The organism is Microbacterium sp. MMO-35 (assembly GCF_037147555.1).
GTDB lineage: Bacteria > Actinomycetota > Actinomycetes > Actinomycetales > Microbacteriaceae > Microbacterium.
This window is the reverse complement of sequence record NZ_JBBCVH010000004.1, coordinates 278,632-295,272: the sequence shown is the minus strand read 5'-3', so window position 1 is coordinate 295,272 and position 16,641 is coordinate 278,632. Positions and strand designations below refer to the sequence as shown.

Below are 16,641 nucleotides of genomic sequence, written 5' to 3'. Positions count from 1 at the left end.
CTGTCGTTCCGCGCACCCGACGTGCGCACCCGGCTCAGCGGCGCCCTGCGCGTCGCCGTGCGAGCCGCATGAGGCGCGACCATCGGCGGGCGTGATGCTTCACTGCCCAGAGCAGGGCGAGCAGCAACAGGATGAGAGGCACGAACTCCGGCATGAGCAGGAAGGAGCCCAACAGCACCTCCAAACCCTCGAAGCCGATGAGTCCGGCCGCGGCAAGATAGATCCAGGTGTCCATGCGCACCGTGACTCGCAACAGTGCTGAGGACACCCGGACCTTGGCCCGTCGAAGGCGATAGCGGATCAGGCGCAGCCATCGAAGGCGGGGACTGGGCGGGACGAGCGGCACAAGAAGTCTGAGCATGGTGTTCTCCGGGGACGATGGACGACACGACGATGCGTCCTGCCACCGCAGCCCAGGGATCAGCCATACGGGCCAGTCAGGCGTGCGTAAGCGGACGCGGCGATCGCCCCGGTGCCCGCGCTCCCCGCGCACCTGCCGGTCGCCGAGGTCGGCTCGCCCTCACTTCCGCACGGTCAGCGCACGTCACCGGTGCCTGCTGCGGAGCTGCGCACCGGGCTGTGTCCGCACGCTGTGCGGCGGAGGTCAGCAGTACGACGGCAACCCGTCCGATGACCGCGATCCCGATCACGACCGCGCCGATCGCGATCAGCACGCTGAGCGGCGTCGTCTGGAAGTAGCCGGCGAACGCGACCTCCACGCCGACGATCACTTCGTCGAGCACCGCGATCAGGGACATGGCTCGAGCGTATCCCGCCCAATCGTTCCGCACAGCGCAGCGATCGGGCAGGTTCTGCACGGATCCCGAGTGGCCAGCCAGAAGGCCTCTCGCGGCTGCGAGGATCAGGCATGGAGATTTTCACCGAGGTCGACGCGCAGGTTCAGAACCTGCGCGCGCTCCTCGGCGATGCGCTCGAATCGGCCGATCTCGTCGCCGTCATCGAGGGGCTCGACGACATGCACGCCGTCGACACGATCACCGCGGCGACGGCGCTGATCCACTGCGGCGAGAGGATCCGCGCCGCGGCCACCGGAGTGATCGCGGCACGTTCCGCCCGGGACGCGGGGCAGGCCGGGCTCGCGCAGTCCCTCGGGCACAGGAACGTCGCCTCCCTCGTGCAGGAGATCACGGGATCGACGAGAGCAGAGGCGAACCGGCAGGTGCGGATCGGTGAGTCGCTCCGCGCCTCGGCGACCACGACCGCTTCACCGGGCACGGCGGCGGACGGCGGATCGGCTGACGAGTCGGAGCCGGTCGCGCTCTGGCACGCCGGACTCGATCGCGCCCTGCTGCAGGGTCGGCTCACGACCGCGCAGCACGACGCGATCCGCCAGGGACTCGCCGACCCTCCCCTGTCCGACGAGACGACGGAACGGCACGAAGAGAACGACGCGCTCATGCGAGACCTCTGGGAGATCGCCGCCGATCAGCTCATCGCCGCGGCGGCGCACGATACCCCGGAGACGCTGAGCGCCGCTGCGCGCGCCATCCGCGATCGGCTCGATTCCGAGGGCGCTGCGCGACGCTTCGAAGAACGGTACGCACGGCGCTCCTTCCGCGTCTGGACGACCGTCGACGGTCACAAGCGCGGTGCGATCGACTTCGACGACGAGGGCTACGCCTGGGCGGCGACGATCATCGCCAACGCCCTGCGCCCGCGCACCGGCGGCCCTCGGTTCGTCGATGCCGAGGAGAAGGCTCGCGCGAGATCGCTGGCCGACGACCCGCGGACGAACGATCAGCTCACCTACGACCTCCTCCTCGACCTCCTCCGGGCCGGTTCCCTCGCCGATGCCCCGGCCGTCTTCGGGACGCGGCGCGCCGGCGTCCGCGTCGTCCGGGTCGTGGGCGCCGACGACATCGCGGATCCGATCGCGCACACGGAGGACCACCTTGACACCTTCCCTGCCGCGGTCGCCGAGCAGCAGTCATGCGATGCCGGATCCGTACCCGTCACGGTCGACTCCCGAGGGAACCCGCTCGACGTCGGTCGGGAGCACCGGCTGTTCACCGCGAAGCAGCGCGTCGCACTCGCGGTCCGCGACGGCGGATGCCGATGGGTCGGCTGCGACCGCCCCGCGTCCTTCTGCGAGGCTCACCACATCGACGAATGGGCTCGCGGCGACGGGCGCACCGACATCGACCGCGGAGTCCTGCTCTGCCGCTTCCATCACATGCAGCTGCATCACGGCGGCTGGCGCATCACACGCCACGGCAAGGACGACTTCGTCCTCCATCATCCGCGCGGCCAGACGTCTGCGCTCCCGCCCCGGCCAGCCCTCAGGTACGCCTGGACGGGGTTCGAACCGCCACCGAAGAGGTTCCGTCCGGTGGCGTGAGCCCCGGCCGCCCCGCCCCTGATCGGGAGGGGCCGACTACGCCGGAACCGAAGTCGTCGTCATCACGAGCAGCTGCGGATCCGACAGATCCAGCGACACCCGGATCGAAGCGAACTCCGCGAGCGACGACACGTGCGTGCCGCCGCACAGGATCGACGCCGTGCCCTCGGGCAGTCCGCACACCCAGCGACGACGGTCCACGATCGTCTCACCGTCGACCTCGATCCGGCTCGACGCTGCGGAGGCCACCCAGGCCGCGAGCTGCGTGTTGATGCGCTCCTCGCGTTCGGCCAGAGTTGCCGCGAAGCCCTCGGTGTCGAATCCCGCCTTGCGCAGGCTCTTGCCGAGACGGTACTCGTCCACCGAACCGCCCTCGTCGATGAAGCTCGTCTGGTTCGCACGCCCCTCGAAGTCGGGCGAGCCGAGCGCGTCGGATCCGGGATCCTTGCGCCAGAGGTCGGCGACCGCGAGATCCAGAGCCAGCGATGCCAGGTGGCAGGCCGTGTGGCCACGACTCAGCCCCGCGCGACGCTCCGCATCCACCGTCGCCTCGGCGGAAGCTCCTGCGGCGAGCGCCGAGGGAACGGCCTCGACCCGGTGCCCGACGAGCCAGGTCCAGCCCGCGGCTCCCCGCTTGACAGGGATGTCCGAGCCGACCGCGACCACCCCCTCGTCGCTCACCGCCGCCATGACCGCCTCGGACACGGCGACCTCGACGTCGTCCACGCGCAGCGACCCCCGGTCTCCCGGCTGATCCGGCCAGGTGTGGTCGACGGGATGGAACGGAGTCCGGTCCAGCACGACGACCGCACCGGTGTCCGACGGATGCACGCCCACGACGCGGGCGGACTCGACGAGGGATCCCGAAGGGAAGGTGACGACGGTGCTGGACGACACGGAGGCTCCTGACAGGGTGACGAGGGAAGGGCCCCGACGTCAGTGCGACGGCGGGATGGTGAAGCTCGCGAGGCGATCGCCGGAGACCACGAAGATCCCGTCCGACTCGCCGGTGAAGACGCTGCTGCGCCAGTCGAAGCGGATCCTGGTCGTGTCGCCCTCGGTCTCCGCGGTCAGGACCGTCATGCGTGCGCCGGCGCCGATCGCGTCGGATGCGGCCCATGCCCGCACTCCCTCGGGACCCGTCTTGACGGTGCCCCAGTCGCTGACGAAGCCCTCTGGCGTGAAGGCGGCGACGAACGCCTCGGTGTCGGCCGCGTTGATGGCGTCGACCATGCGCTGCACGGCAGCGGGAAGCGCGAAGCCGCTCATCAGCTGGTGACGACCTGTGCGGTGCCGAGGGGGGCGTTCGGCCCCATCTCGTCGGCGATGCGGTTCGCCTCCTCGATGAGCGTCGCCACGATGTCCTCCTCCGGCACGGTCTTGATGACCTCGCCCTTGACGAAGATCTGACCCTTGCCGTTTCCGGAGGCGACGCCGAGGTCGGCCTCGCGGGCCTCCCCCGGGCCGTTCACGACACAGCCCATGACGGCCACGCGCAGCGGCACCGTCATGTCCTTGAGCCCTTCGGTGACGTTCTCCGCGAGGGTGTAGACGTCGACCTGGGCCCGACCGCACGAGGGGCAGGACACGATCTCGAGCTTGCGCTCGCGCAGGTTCAGCGACTGCAGGATCTGATGCCCGACCTTGACCTCCTCGGCAGGCGGGGCCGAGAGGGAGACGCGGATCGTGTCTCCGATGCCCTCGCCGAGCAGGATCCCGAAGGCCGTGGCGGACTTGATCGTGCCCTGGAACGCGGGGCCCGCCTCGGTCACGCCGAGGTGCAGCGGCCAGTCGCCCATCGCGGCGAGGAGGCGGTACGCCTTCACCATCACGACCGGGTCGTTGTGCTTGACGGAGATCTTGAAGTCGTGGAAGTCGTGCTCCTCGAACAGCGACGCCTCCCAGCGTGCGCTCTCGGCGAGTGCTTCCGGAGTGGCCTTGCCGTACTTCTCGAGCAGCCGGGGGTCGAGGGACCCGGCGTTCACGCCGATGCGCAGCGACACGCCGGCATCCTTCGCCGCCTTCGCGATGGCGCCGACCTGGTCGTCGAACTTGCGGATGTTGCCCGGATTCACGCGTACCGCGGCGCAGCCCGCGTCGATCGCCTGGAACACGTACTTCGGCTGGAAGTGGATGTCTGCGATGACCGGGATCTGGCTCTTCTTCGCGATGATGTGCAGCACATCGGCGTCGTCCTGCGACGGCACGGCGACGCGCACGATCTCGCATCCCGAGGCGGTGAGCTCGGCGATCTGCTGCAGCGTCCCGTTGATGTCGGTGGTCTTGGTCGTCGTCATCGACTGGACGCTGACGGGGGCTCCTCCACCGACGAGCACCTTGCCGACCTTGATCTGGCGGCTCTTGCGACGCGGGGCGAGGACATCGGGGATCTTGGGCATCCCCAGGTTCACGGCTGGCACAGATCCAGGTTACCGGTGCGGGGCTGGACGGGATCCGCGTGCCGCCTGAGCAGACGCCGTGTCCGCGCCGTCACGAGGCGCACCCCTGGCGCGACGGTGTGATAGTTTCGGCGCATGTCCGCGAACCGCACCTGGTGGCCCGCCTCCTAGGCGGTGAGTTCGCGTACCACGATCCAGACCGCCTTCCGGGGCGGTCTTGTCGTTTCTGCCGCGTCGGATCCCCTGCTCAGGAGCCCCTTTGATGACCACCGCCGACCGGATCCATTCGCTCGATTCGTCCTTCGTGCTGCTCGCCCGTGAGGGCTCGGACAGCGTCGAGCTGCTCACCGGCACGATCGTCGACGTCGATCTCCTCGCCGACATCCCGCTCGACGCCGACGGAGCGCGCCGGGAGGTGTTCGCCCTGGTGCCGTTCCGCCAGGTGCGCGAGCGCGGCTTCGAGGCGCAGGACGACGGAGCGCCCCTGCGCTGCCTGCTGGTCGACGAGCATCTGCATCTGCCCGCGGCCGAGGTGCTCGCGGCTCTGCCGGCGACGCCCGTCCCGCTCCACGACGGCGGCTTCGACCTCAGCGACGACGAGTACGCCGCGATCGTGGAGCGGGTGATCGCCGACGAGATCGGCCGGGGCGAGGGCGCGAACTTCGTGATCCGACGCGACTACACGGCACGGATCGACGCCACGGACTCCGCCGCGGAGCGCACCGCGGCCCTCACCTGGTTCCGCGCGCTCCTCGAGCACGAGCGCGGTGCGTACTGGACGTTCGCGGTCGTCACCCCGGGGGTCATCGCGGTCGGCGCGAGCCCGGAGGCGCACGTCGTCGCGCAGGGCGGCGTGGTGACCATGAACCCCATCTCCGGCACCTTCCGCCACCCGGCGGGTGGCTCCACCACCGCGGCTCTCGGCGAGTTCCTCTCGTCCACGAAGGAGACCGAGGAGCTGTTCATGGTGGTGGACGAGGAGCTCAAGATGATGAGCGCGGTCTGCTCCGACGGCGGGCGGATCACCGGACCCCACCTCAAGCAGATGTCGCGGCTCACTCACACCGAGTACATGCTGCGCGGCAGCAGCCGGCTCGATCCACGCGACATCCTGCGCGAGACGATGTTCGCCCCCACCGTCACCGGGTCCCCGATGCAGAACGCCTGCACGGTGATCCGCCGGCACGAGCGCAAGCCGCGCGGCTACTACTCGGGTGTGGCGGCGCTCTTCACGCCCAACGACGCCGGGGGGCACGACCTGGACGCGCCGATCCTCATCCGGACCGTGTACCTCGATGACGGCGAGGTGAGCGTCCCGGTCGGCGCCACTCTCGTGCGCCACTCCGACCCCGCCGGCGAGGTCGGCGAGACGCACGGCAAGGCCGCGGGCGTGCTGGGTGCGATCGGCGCCGTGGCGCGGGACACCGCCGCCGAAGCCCGCGAGGATGCGGACGAACCCGGAACGGGGACGACCCCGGCAGAGGATCCGGAGATCCAGGCGCTGCTCGCCTCCCGCAACGCCCGACTCGCCGAGTTCTGGATCAACCCGCAGGACGGCGCCACCGCGACCACTGCGGCGGCGCCCTTCGCAGGACGCACGGCCGTGGTCGTCGATGCGGAGGACCGGTTCACGACGATGCTCGCGCACCAGCTGCGCCACCTCGGGCTCGACGTGCGGATCCTGCCGTGGGCCGAAGCCGACGACGCGGAAATCGACGCCGCAGACCTGCTCGTCGCGGGCCCCGGGCCCGGCGACCCGCGGGACGGATCCTCGCCGCGCATCGCCCGGATGCGCGCACTCGTCGCGCGGCGTCTCGCCGGTGGGCGCCCGCTGCTCGCCGTATGCCTCAGCCACCAGATCCTCGCGGACTCCCTCGGGATCGCGCTCGCACCGCTCGCCAGCCCGCATCAGGGACTGCAGAAGTCCGTGCCGGTGTTCGGCGAGAGCGCCTCGATCGGCTTCTACAACACGTTCACCGCGCGCGTCACGCCCGGCACGAGCGCCGTCGGCCTCGCCGAGGTCTCCGCGGATCCGACGTCGGGCGACGTCTACGCGCTGCGCGGACCGGGCTTCGCCTCGGTGCAGGGGCACCTCGAGTCGATCCTGTCCCGCGACGGGATGACGACGCTGCAGAGGCTGGTGGCGCACGCCCTCGACGGGCGCTGAGCGCCGTCAGCCGATCGTCACCGGCCGGACGAGGTCGGCGACGATCAGCAGCGCCCCCATCGCGATGAGCAGACCGGCGACGACGATCGTCAGCGGCACGAGCCTCGTGGCGTCCACCGGCGCCGGCGGCGGCCGGCGGAACAGCTTCGCCCACGCCCGCTTCAGGCCGTCCCAGAGCGCGACCACGATGTGCCCCCCGTCCAAGGGCAGGAGCGGGATGAGGTTGAAGACGAAGAGCGCGATGTTCAGCGAGCCCATGAGGCTCAGCAGCACGGCGAAGCGGTTCAGCACCGGCGCATCGGCGGCGGCGACCTCGCCGGCGATCCGGCCCACCCCGACCACGCTCAGCGGGCCGTTGGGGTCACGCGGCGTACCGGTGACCAGCGAGACTCCGACGTCCCAGAGGCGCACCGGAAGAGTGCCGATGAGCTGCACCACGGATCCGGCGTTGGTCATGGCCTGCTCGAAGCCGGCGCCGATGGGCTGCTGCACATAGGCGAGCTGCGCGGAGATCCCGGCATAGCCGACGGTACGCACGACGGTGTGGCCCTTGTCGTCGACCACCGGCCGGCCGTTGCCGTCCACCTGCTGGCGCTGCGCCGCCACCGGGGTCAGCTGGAGCGTCACGTCGGCGCCGCCGCGCTCGACGACCAGCGGAAGGGTCTTCCCCGGCGAGGCCTGGATGATCGCGCTCGCCTCTGCGAAGGTCGACACGGCGGTGCCGCCGACCGAGACGATCCGGTCGCCCGGCTTGACGCCTGCCTCGGCCGCGGGTGCGACCGGATCCGAGGAGGTGCAGGAGGTCTGGGTGGATCCGGCCGGCAGCACGCACTCCGACAGCGAGGCGATCGTCGTGGTGCCCTGCTGCACTCCGATGCCGCTGAGGAGGATCGTGAACACGACGATGGCGAGCACCAGGTTCATGAACGGACCGCCGAACATGACGATGATCCGTTTCCACACCGGCAGCAGGTAGAAGACGCGACCCGCACGCTGCGGATCGATGGTCTCGTCGTTGGCGGCCCTCGCATCCTGGATCAGCGAGCGGAACGCACCGCGCGATCGACTCTCCGAGGCGGCGCCGTCCGTGTCTTCGACCGACGGCGGGTACATGCCCGACATCGAGATGAAGCCGCCGATCGGCAGCGCCTTCACGCCGTACTCCGTCTCGCCGATCTTCTTCGAGAACAGTCGCGGGCCGAAGCCGATCATGTACTGGCCGACGTGCACGCCGAACAGCTTCGCGGGCACCAGGTGTCCGAGCTCGTGCAAGGCGATCGAGACGCCGAGCCCGACCAGCACGAACAGCAGGCCGCCGACGTATAGCAGGATCTCCACCCCGCCACGCTACCGGTGCGGGGCTAGGAAACGGCCGTGCCGCGGCTGTGCGCGCCCGGTGCGCGCGGACCTCAGGACGCCGCGGCGATCAACCGGTCGGCCGTTGCCCGCGCCCACGCCTCCGCGTCGGCGAGCGACGCGACCGTGAGGTCGTCCGGGGGCTCGTGCGCATCGACCACGCGCTGGATGGTCTCGACGATCCCGAGGAACGAGAGGCGCCCCTCGTGGAACGCATCGACGGCCTGCTCGTTCGCCGCGTTGTAGACGGCGGGGAACGTGCGTCCGGCGCGTCCGACCTGCTTCGCCAGCGCCACCGACGGGAAGGCGGCGTTGTCGAGCGGCTCGAACGTCCAGCTCGCGGCCTTCGTCCAGTCGAGCGGGCGTCCGACCCCGCCGACCCGGTTCGGCCAGTCCAAGCCCAGCGAGATCGGGAGCCGCATGTCCGGCGGGGAGGCCTGCGCGATCGTCGAGCCGTCGACGAACTCGACCATGGAGTGGACGATCGACTGCGGATGAACGACCACGTCGATCCGTTCGTAGTCGACGTCGAACAGCAGGTGGGCCTCGATGACCTCGAGTCCCTTGTTCACGAGCGTGGCCGAGTTCGTCGTCACCATCCGTCCCATGTCCCAGGTCGGGTGGGCGAGCGCCTCGGCCGGCGTGACCGACGCCATCTCGTCGCGCGACCGGCCTCGGAACGGGCCGCCCGAAGCCGTGACGACCAGGCGGCGCACCTCCTGCGGGGTTCCGGAGCGGAGCGCCTGCGCCAGCGCCGAATGCTCGGAGTCCACCGGGACGATCTGCCCCGGTGCGGCGAGCGCCGTGACGAGGGCACCCCCTACGATCAGCGACTCCTTGTTCGCGAGCGCGAGCGTGCGACCGGCCCGGAGCGCGGCGAGCGTGGAGCCGAGGCCGATGGATCCCGTGATCGCGTTCAGCACCACGTCTGCCTCGACGTCGCGGACGAGCTGCTCCGCCTCGGCGGCGCCCAGCGCGGTGTCGTCGACGCCGAACTCCTCCGCCTGCTGCTCGAGAAGTTCTGCCTGCGTGCCTGCGGCGAGTCCCACGAGCTCGAATCGTTCGGGGTTCGCCCGGATGACGTCGAGGGCCTGGGTGCCGATCGAGCCGGTGGATCCGAGGATGAGGACGCGACGCATGACCTCAGCCTAGGGTCACTGCGCCGGCGCCGCCGAAGGAACCGTGCCGAGGATGTCGATCACGAACACCAGCGTCGAGTTGGCGGGGATCCCGGACTGGGCCTGCGCGCCGTACCCCTCGGCGGGCGGGATCACGGCGAGCACCTGGGAGCCCACCTTCTGCCCCTCGAGCGCCTTCTTGAAACCCGTCACCACGCCGGTGGTCTGGAACTGCGCGGGCGTCCCGCGCTTCCAGCTGGAGTCGAACTCCTTGCCGTCGGCCCAGGTCACCCCGCGGTACTGCACGATCACGTAATCGCCGCTGGCCACGGTCGCGCCGTCGCCCTGCTTCAGCACGGAGATCTTCGTCTCGGTGGGCGGGTCGGTCTTGGGAATGGTGATCTCGGGCGCGCCGTCCTTGGCGAGCTTCACCGTCGGCATGCCCTCGACCGGGGCGACCGCGGTGCCGTCGGCGACCGTGGGCAGCTTCTTCGTCGCCTCGGCGTAGACGACGACAGACTTCCCGCCCTCGCCGAACATCTTCCCGGGGATCGCGGCGACGACCGCCGAGCCGAGCGGCTTGCACTCCAGAGCCGCCACGAACAGCGACTGCTGCTGCGGATCCAGCAGCACGGGGATCTGGTCGTCGGAGCCGCGCGAGCTGGAATCGAGGACGGCGCTGTCGGCGGCGTTCACGATCCGGTAGCGGACGGATACGAGGTCTCCGGCCTTGACGTCCTTGCCGTCGCCCTTCTTCACGACCGTCCGCTCCACCGCGGTGGCCTTGTCGATGTCCGCACCGGAGGGCACGGTGACCTTCAGGTCCTTGCCCTCGCCTTCGACCTTGATCGCGTCCGATGCCTTGCCCGGCTTCGCATCGAGCAGGCACGACGAGGACGCGGAAGGGCTCGGCGACGCCGAAGGGCTCCCGGCGCCGGCGCAGCCGGAGAGCAGGAGAGCCGTCGCTGCGACGGCGGACAGGGCAGCGGCAATGCGGATGCGCACGAAGGACCTCGAGACGTAGAGACGAACCCGCCTATCCTGCCCTATCGGGCTTTGCCGCCGCTGGGAAGCATCGTCGCGCCACGCATTCCGATCGCGGAATGGATCCTGATCTAGCCTTGTCTGGTGACTCCGGAACACGAACCCGCGGCGTCTGCGGACCGCGACGATGCCGTCGCCGTGCAGCATCATCCCGAGGACGAGGTGCGACGCGCGGGCGCGACGTACCTGCTCGGCCGGATGATCCTGATCCCGCTCACGCGGCTCATCTACCGCCCCCGCATCGAGGGGCGCGCGAACGTGCCGAAGGACGGACCGATCATCGTCGCGTCCAACCATCTCTCGTTCATCGACTCGATCGCGATCCCGGTGGCCGCTCCCCGGCGCGTCCACTTCCTCGCGAAGTCCAGCTACTTCGAGGGCACGAGTCTCAAGGGCCGGTTCGTCGCGAACTTCATGCGGGCCGTAGGCGCGATCCCGGTGCGCCGGGGTGCGGGCCAGGCGGCGCTCGACGCCCTGGACGAGCAGCGGAAGCTGCTGGATCAGGGCCTCGCCGTCGCGCTCTACCCCGAGGGCACGCGATCGACCGACGGTCGTCTCTACAAGGGCCGCACCGGTGTCGCGTTCCTCGCCCTCCAGACCGGCGCGAAGGTCGTGCCGGTCGGCGTGATCGGCACGGACAAGGCGATGCCCGTCGGAGCGAGCATGCCCAAGATCGGATCGAAGGTCACGATCCGCTTCGGCGAGCCCCTCGACCTCGCGCACCACGGCCCTGCGACCTCCGGACGGGCCCGCCGCGGCGCCACGGACGAGATCATGGCGGCGATCCACGCCCTCAGCGAGCAGGAGCTCGCCGGCGTCTACAACGAGGTGCCCGCGCAGGGCGCGATCGAGAAGATCAAGCAGGCGCTGCCGCACGAACGGCGCTGATCCTTCGAGGATCCCTGCGGCGACCGCTCAGCGGGCGGGTGAGGCGACGAGGATCGTCGCCTCGTGGTGCACGGGGAAGGCGACGGAGTTGGCGATGAAGCACCAGGCGTTCGCCTGTGCGTGAGCCGCCTCGGCTGCCGCGCGCATCGACTCGTCGGCGATCGTGACGACCGGGTGCAGCGTCACCTCGGTGAACGCTCCCCCGCCGCGTCCGTCCTCCTCCATCGTGCCGGTCGCCTCGTCGCGATAGTCGAGCACCACGACGCCCGCGGTCACGCAGGCGTGCAGGTAGCTCAGCAGGTGGCATTCGCTCAGCGCCGCGAGCAGCATGTCCTCCGGGTTCCACCGCGTCGGATCCCCGCGGAACGGCTTGTCGGACGAGGCGAGCAGATCCGGTTTGCCCGCGATGCCGATCGTGCTCGCCCGGTCGTAGTCGCGGTACCCCGAGGTGCCGGTGCCGCGGTTGCCGGTCCAGGTCGTGGTGAGTGCGTAGTGGTGCGTGCCGAGGCCCATGGGTCCATCGTGCCAGGCCGGCGCGGCATGCGGCCAGGACGCGGCACCCCAGGACCGACGCACACCCACGACGTCGCCGGATCAGCTACTAGGCTTGCCCTCGTGGTGCAGACTCTGACCGTCCAGGATGCCGTGGAACTCGCCGTCGTCGAACGGAATGGATTCATCGAATCCCGCCACATCGGAGCAGCCGTCGTGCTCTCGCCGGAGGGCGACGTCGTCGTGCGTCACGGCAATCCCGAGGCCCTCGTGCTGCCCCGCTCGAGTCTCAAGCCGCTGCAGGCCGTCGCCTGCCTCACCGCCGGCGCGCCCCTGGAGGGCGAGCAGCTGGGGCTCGCCACGGCGAGCCATGTCGGCACCGACCGGCACGTGGCCGTGGTGCGCGAGGTGCTCACCGCCGGCGGGCTCACCGAGGACGACCTGGGGTGCCCCGCGGACTGGCCGGGCGACTCGGCGACGCGCGACGAGCTCGTGCGCGACCATGCCGGCAAGGCGCGCATCCGGATGAACTGCTCGGGCAAGCACGCGACGATGCTGCGCGCCTGCGTCGCGAACGGCTGGCCGACCGCCGGCTACCTGGACGTGGACCATCCGCTCCAGGTGCACATCAAGGAGACGGTCGAGCGGCTCAGCGGCGAACGCGTGGCGGCCACCGCGATCGACGGCTGCGGCGCGCCGGTGCACGCCATCACCCTGCTGGGTCTCGCGCGCGCCCTGCATCGCATCGGGAGCGCGTCGGAGCGCTCCCCGTTCGCCCTGCATCGGGTCGCGGGCGCTCTGGTGCGCACGGTGCGGGAGAACCCGTGGACCATCGAGGGGCCCGGGCGCCCCGACACCGTCGCGATCGAGAAGCTGGGCGTGTTCGCCAAGCATGGCGCCGAGGGCGTGATGGTGATGATCGCCCCGAACGGCACCACGGTCGCCCTGAAGATGCTCGACGGATCCGGCCGTGCGGCCACGATCGTCGCGGCGACGCTGCTCGCCCGTGCGGGCGCGCTGACCGACGCGCAGGTGGACAGCCTCGCCTCGGCCCTCCCTCTTGCCGTCCTCGGTGGCGGCAGCGGCGTGGGGGCCATCCGCCCCGGCGCCGGAATCTGAACGCCCCCAGAAAGGGCCAGGACCCCGAGCCGGAAGGCTCGTCAGGGAAAGAAAGGAGCCACGATGAGGATCTCGGTCCCCAGCGAGGTGAAGAACAACGAGTTCCGCGTCGCGCTCACCCCCGCGGGGGTGCACGACCTCGTGCTCGCCGGTCATGACGTCTTCGTGCAGTCCGGCGCCGGTGCCGGCTCCTCGATGTCGGACGAGGACTACCGCGAAGCCGGCGCGACGCTGATCGACGACGCCGATGAGGTCTGGGCCCGCGCCGAGCTCGTCCTGAAGGTCAAGGAGCCGATCGCCAGCGAGTACCACCGCTTCCGCAGCGATCTGGTGCTGTTCACGTACCTGCATCTCGCGGCCGATCGCGCACTGACCGACCGGCTGGCCGAGTCCGGCATGACCGCGATCGCCTACGAGACCGTGCAGCTGGCCTCGGGAGCCCTCCCGCTGCTCGCCCCGATGAGCGAGGTCGCGGGGCGTCTCGCCCCTCTCGTCGGAGCGAACACGCTGATGCGTTCGCACGGCGGCCTCGGCCTGCTGATGTCGGGCGTGCCTGGCACGCGTCCCGCGACCGTCACGGTGATCGGCGGCGGCGTCGCCGGCGCGAACGCCGCGGTGATCGCGGCCGGCATGGGCGCCGACGTGACGATCTTCGACACGAACATCGCCCGTCTGCGCTACCTGGACGACTTCTTCGGCGGACGCGTCAAGACCGCGGCGTCGAACCCGCTGGACCTGCGCCGCGCCGTGGTCGGGTCGGACCTCGTCATCGGATCGGTGCTGATCCCGGGCGCGAAGGCTCCGAAGCTCGTCACGAACGACATGGTCGCCGAGATGCGTCCGGGCAGCGTGCTGGTCGACATCGCGGTGGATCAGGGCGGCTGCTTCGCGGACACGCACCCCACGACGCACGACGACCCGACGTTCCGCGTGCACGACACGGTGTTCTACTGCGTGGCCAACATGCCGGGCGCCGTGCCGAACACGTCGACCTCTGCGCTGACGAACGCGACGCTGCCCTACGTGCGGCAGATCGCGGCGCGCGGCTGGCAGGCGGCCCTGCGCGCCGACGCCGCCCTTGCCGGCGGCCTCAACGTCACCGGCGGGAAGATCGCCAACGCCGGGGTGGCCACCGCGCACGAGCTGCCGCTCACGCCGCTCGAGGAGCTGCTGGGCTGACCCCGCTCCGCGGGGCGGGCAGGATCACCCTGGACGGCCTTCCGTCCTCGTCCACGGTCCATGCCCGCCCCGCGAACGGGAGCGCGTACGGAGGGAGCTCGCGCACCCCGGCGAGCGTGCGCAGTTCCCGGGCCGCCTCCGCGAGCACCACGATCTCCCCCGTCCGTGCGATGCGCTGCCACAGCGTGAACTGGCTGCCAGGAGTCCGCATCGCCCACGAGCAGCTGGAGCTCCGCGCGATCCCTCACCCCCTCGTCGAGGACCGTCGGCGTCCCCTCCGAGATCACCTGGACAGCACCGCGGCCGAACCGGTCGGCGAGCATCTCGGCGGTGCGCACCGGCGCGGTGCTCACCAGACCGACCAGGCTCGTCCTCGGCTGCCAGACCGGGTGCGGAGCCTCATCGCCGGCGCCCATGCGCCCCTCGGGCAGCACGAACTGCACCTCGGTTCCGTCGAGCAGGCCTCGCCCCGGCGGTCGCGACGGATCAAAAGTGCGGGGATCCCCGCCTGCTGCCAGGTGCTCGGTGCGGCTCGCCGATCGCAGCAGCGCCCGCGCGGGCAGCAGATCGGCGAGCAGCGCGAGCTGCGCCGTGCACCGCGACGCGCTGAGCAGCACCGTCACCCCGCGCTCTCCGGCGTCGCGTATGACGCGCTGCAGCCGCTCCGCCCAGGCCGAGGCGTATTCCAGCGGCAGCGCGGCCAGCTGACGGTCCGCGTCGTCGACGGCCAGCAGACGAGGCAGCCTGCGGCGTCCGTCGGCCAGCTCGTCGATCACCGCCCAGGAGCGTTCGGGATCGGCCGGGAGCAGCAGCGCCCCGCTCGTCTGCTCGACGGCGTTCCGCAGCAGCGCGGTCTTGCCGGATTCCGGCCCTCCGAACACCACGAGCCCGCGGTCCTCCCCCGCGCGCAGCGTGCGCGGCACCTGACGCTGACGTTCGGGCTCGTCCGCGAGGCCGAGCACGATCTCACCCGGCATCGACGGAGGCAGATCGGCGCGATGCAGCCGCGTGGGCAGCACAGGCAGCCAGGGACTGCGGGCTCGCTCCTCGCCCCGCCGCCGCGCGGCGATGACTCCGAGGTCGCTCTCGCCCGTCCGCGCCACGCGGAACGCCGCGGGCGCTGCATCCTGCGCGCGCCGGACAAAGGCCAGTCCGCGTCCGGCGACGTCCCCGGGCAGCAGCGCGGCGGCGTCGGTGCCGATCATGGCCCGGCTGTCGGCGGCGTCGGTGACGCGCAGCGCGATCCGCAGCGGGCAGTTGGCGGCCAGAGCGTCACGGATCACGCCGGTCGCCCGCTGGGTGCCGAGGATGAGATGCATGCCCAGCGCACGGCCACGCGCGGCGATGTCGGTGAACACGAGCGCGAGGTCGGGGTGCTGCTGCACGAGCGCCGCGAACTCGTCGACCACGATCACGAGGCGGCCGAGCGCCCCGTCGGCCTCCGCGATGCTGCGCGCCCCGTGCTCGGAGAGCACCCCCTCCCGGCGCCGCAGTTCGGCGCGGAGACTGCGCACACCGCGCTCGGCACCGTCCGCGTCGAGATCGGTGATCACCGCTGCGACGTGGGGCAGGATCCGCAGCGGCTCGAACGCGGTGCCGCCCTTGAAGTCGGCGAGCACGAACGCGACCTCCGTCGCCGAGTGCGCCGCGGCCAGCGCGGAGACCCAGCTCACCAGCAGTTCGCTCTTGCCCGCGCCGGTGACGCCCGTCACGAGCGCGTGGGGGCCGTCGGCCACGAGATCGACGGCGACCGGGCCCTCGGCGTCCCGGCCCAGCGCGGCGATCAGTCGACCGAGAGAAGCGCCGCGCTCGTGACCGTCGGACGATGCCGGCGCCAGGACCTCCGCGATCCCGACCGCCGCGGGGATGACCGCCGCCTCATCGTGCTCGAGCATCTGCGCGCGCACGATCTCCTCCGCCTGCTCCCGGGAGATCCCCTCCACGGAGCACGCCCGGTCCCCCTCCGGCGTACGCAGGCGTGCGGCCGAGGGCTCCGTCACATCGAGGACCGCGCGATATCCCGCCGGGGGTGCGGCTCCCTGCCTCCGCACGCACAGACGAGGGCCCGTGAGCGCCGTTCGCCCCACGCCGACATGCACCGGGACTCCGGGGTGGTCCCTGCGCGCCTGCGGGAGGGCATCCAGTCCCACGACCGCGACGCCGTCGCCCTCGAAGCGGATCGCGCCGCTCGCGTGCCGTACGCAGAGCTGCAGCAGCAGGGCGCGCGTCACGGCCGCCGCCACGGGAAGAGGACCGCGTATGCAGAGGCCGTCCGCAAGCGACGTCGTCACGGGTACGGCGGGCAGAGTGCGGTGCCGCGCACGGAACGCCTCGGCTGCCGGTCCCGTGCCGGTGAATCGCAGCGGCGACGCGCCGTCGCCGCTGCCGACGGCGAGCTCGAGGCCTTCCTCGAACGCGAGCGACCGCGTCGGGGGTTCTCCGAGGCATGCGGCGAGATCGGGAACGGCCCGCCGCCGGCGCGCCTGTTCCTCCGCCTCTCGCGCCGCCACGGTCTGCTCC

14 protein-coding genes and 1 pseudogene are annotated in these 16,641 nt (G+C 71.2%); 5 read left to right on the top strand and 10 right to left on the bottom strand.

The window, feature by feature from the left end:
- Nucleotides 1-34: 34 nt before the first annotated feature.
- The gene (locus WFJ01_RS11040) at nt 35-235 is read right to left on the bottom strand and encodes a hypothetical protein (protein WP_295034520.1); all 201 of its coding nucleotides are present in this window, start codon (nt 233-235) and stop codon (nt 35-37) included.
- A 202-nt stretch (nt 236-437) separates the two neighbouring features.
- Complete coding sequence (locus WFJ01_RS11035; RefSeq protein ID WP_336629024.1) at nt 438-758, bottom strand: hypothetical protein; 321 nt, start codon at nt 756-758, stop codon at nt 438-440.
- Nucleotides 759-868: 110 nt separating this feature from the next.
- Here WFJ01_RS11035 and WFJ01_RS11030 point away from each other — a divergent pair, with 110 nt between their 5' ends.
- Nucleotides 869-2,359: an HNH endonuclease signature motif containing protein gene (locus WFJ01_RS11030; protein WP_336629023.1), complete on the top strand. Its 1,491-nt coding sequence runs from the start codon at nt 869-871 to the stop codon at nt 2,357-2,359.
- Between the two features lie 36 nt (nt 2,360-2,395).
- Here the strand turns inward: WFJ01_RS11030 and WFJ01_RS11025 are convergent, their stop codons facing one another.
- From WFJ01_RS11025 to ispG, 3 genes are read right to left on the bottom strand one after another with little or no spacing between them, the layout of a single operon-like run.
- Nucleotides 2,396-3,256 (bottom strand): hypothetical protein, encoded by an 861-nt coding sequence (locus WFJ01_RS11025; RefSeq protein WP_251444645.1) that lies wholly within the window; start codon nt 3,254-3,256, stop codon nt 2,396-2,398.
- A gap of 39 nt (nt 3,257-3,295) precedes the next feature.
- Entirely contained in the window at nt 3,296-3,628 is a 333-nt protein-coding gene (locus tag WFJ01_RS11020; protein WP_251444646.1) for a nuclear transport factor 2 family protein, read from the bottom strand.
- Nucleotides 3,628-4,779 carry a flavodoxin-dependent (E)-4-hydroxy-3-methylbut-2-enyl-diphosphate synthase gene (ispG, locus tag WFJ01_RS11015; RefSeq protein ID WP_251444648.1) on the bottom strand — a complete coding sequence of 384 codons (1,152 nt, stop codon included), beginning with the start codon at nt 4,777-4,779 and terminating at the stop codon, nt 3,628-3,630. The genes WFJ01_RS11020 and ispG overlap by 1 nt, the downstream gene beginning before the upstream one ends.
- 241 nt (nt 4,780-5,020) lie before the next feature.
- Between ispG and WFJ01_RS11010 the strand changes: the two genes are divergently transcribed.
- Nucleotides 5,021-6,925 (top strand): anthranilate synthase family protein, encoded by a 1,905-nt coding sequence (locus tag WFJ01_RS11010; RefSeq protein ID WP_336629022.1) that lies wholly within the window; start codon nt 5,021-5,023, stop codon nt 6,923-6,925.
- A 6-nt stretch (nt 6,926-6,931) separates the two neighbouring features.
- Here WFJ01_RS11010 and WFJ01_RS11005 read toward each other — a convergent pair whose 3' ends face one another.
- From WFJ01_RS11005 to WFJ01_RS10995, 3 genes are all read right to left on the bottom strand, one after another.
- On the bottom strand, nt 6,932-8,263 hold the full coding sequence (locus WFJ01_RS11005; protein WP_336629021.1) for a M50 family metallopeptidase: 1,332 nt from the start codon (nt 8,261-8,263) through the stop codon (nt 6,932-6,934).
- A 71-nt stretch (nt 8,264-8,334) separates the two neighbouring features.
- Complete coding sequence (gene dxr / locus WFJ01_RS11000) at nt 8,335-9,420, bottom strand: 1-deoxy-D-xylulose-5-phosphate reductoisomerase (RefSeq protein ID WP_295034515.1); 1,086 nt, start codon at nt 9,418-9,420, stop codon at nt 8,335-8,337.
- 15 nt (nt 9,421-9,435) lie between these two features.
- Complete coding sequence (locus WFJ01_RS10995) at nt 9,436-10,404, bottom strand: FKBP-type peptidyl-prolyl cis-trans isomerase (protein ID WP_251444656.1); 969 nt, start codon at nt 10,402-10,404, stop codon at nt 9,436-9,438.
- A 237-nt stretch (nt 10,405-10,641) separates the two neighbouring features.
- Here WFJ01_RS10995 and WFJ01_RS10990 point away from each other — a divergent pair, with 237 nt between their 5' ends.
- Nucleotides 10,642-11,331: a lysophospholipid acyltransferase family protein gene (locus WFJ01_RS10990; protein ID WP_251445379.1), complete on the top strand. Its 690-nt coding sequence runs from the start codon at nt 10,642-10,644 to the stop codon at nt 11,329-11,331.
- 27 nt (nt 11,332-11,358) lie between these two features.
- Here WFJ01_RS10990 and WFJ01_RS10985 read toward each other — a convergent pair whose 3' ends face one another.
- Nucleotides 11,359-11,844 (bottom strand): OsmC family protein, encoded by a 486-nt coding sequence (locus WFJ01_RS10985; protein ID WP_251444658.1) that lies wholly within the window; start codon nt 11,842-11,844, stop codon nt 11,359-11,361.
- Between the two features lie 102 nt (nt 11,845-11,946).
- On the opposite strand from WFJ01_RS10985, the gene WFJ01_RS10980 reads away from it, so the two are divergent.
- Both WFJ01_RS10980 and ald read left to right on the top strand, forming a co-directional pair.
- Nucleotides 11,947-12,942 (top strand): asparaginase, encoded by a 996-nt coding sequence (locus WFJ01_RS10980; protein WP_292881003.1) that lies wholly within the window; start codon nt 11,947-11,949, stop codon nt 12,940-12,942.
- A gap of 63 nt (nt 12,943-13,005) precedes the next feature.
- Nucleotides 13,006-14,121, top strand: coding sequence for an alanine dehydrogenase (ald, locus tag WFJ01_RS10975; RefSeq protein ID WP_251444661.1), 1,116 nt, complete (start codon nt 13,006-13,008; stop codon nt 14,119-14,121).
- Nucleotides 14,122-15,335: 1,214 nt separating this feature from the next.
- Here ald and WFJ01_RS10970 read toward each other — a convergent pair.
- A pseudogene (locus WFJ01_RS10970) lies at nt 15,336-16,016 on the bottom strand (FtsK/SpoIIIE domain-containing protein); the annotation flags it as partial.
- Nucleotides 16,017-16,641: the final 625 nt, after the last annotated feature.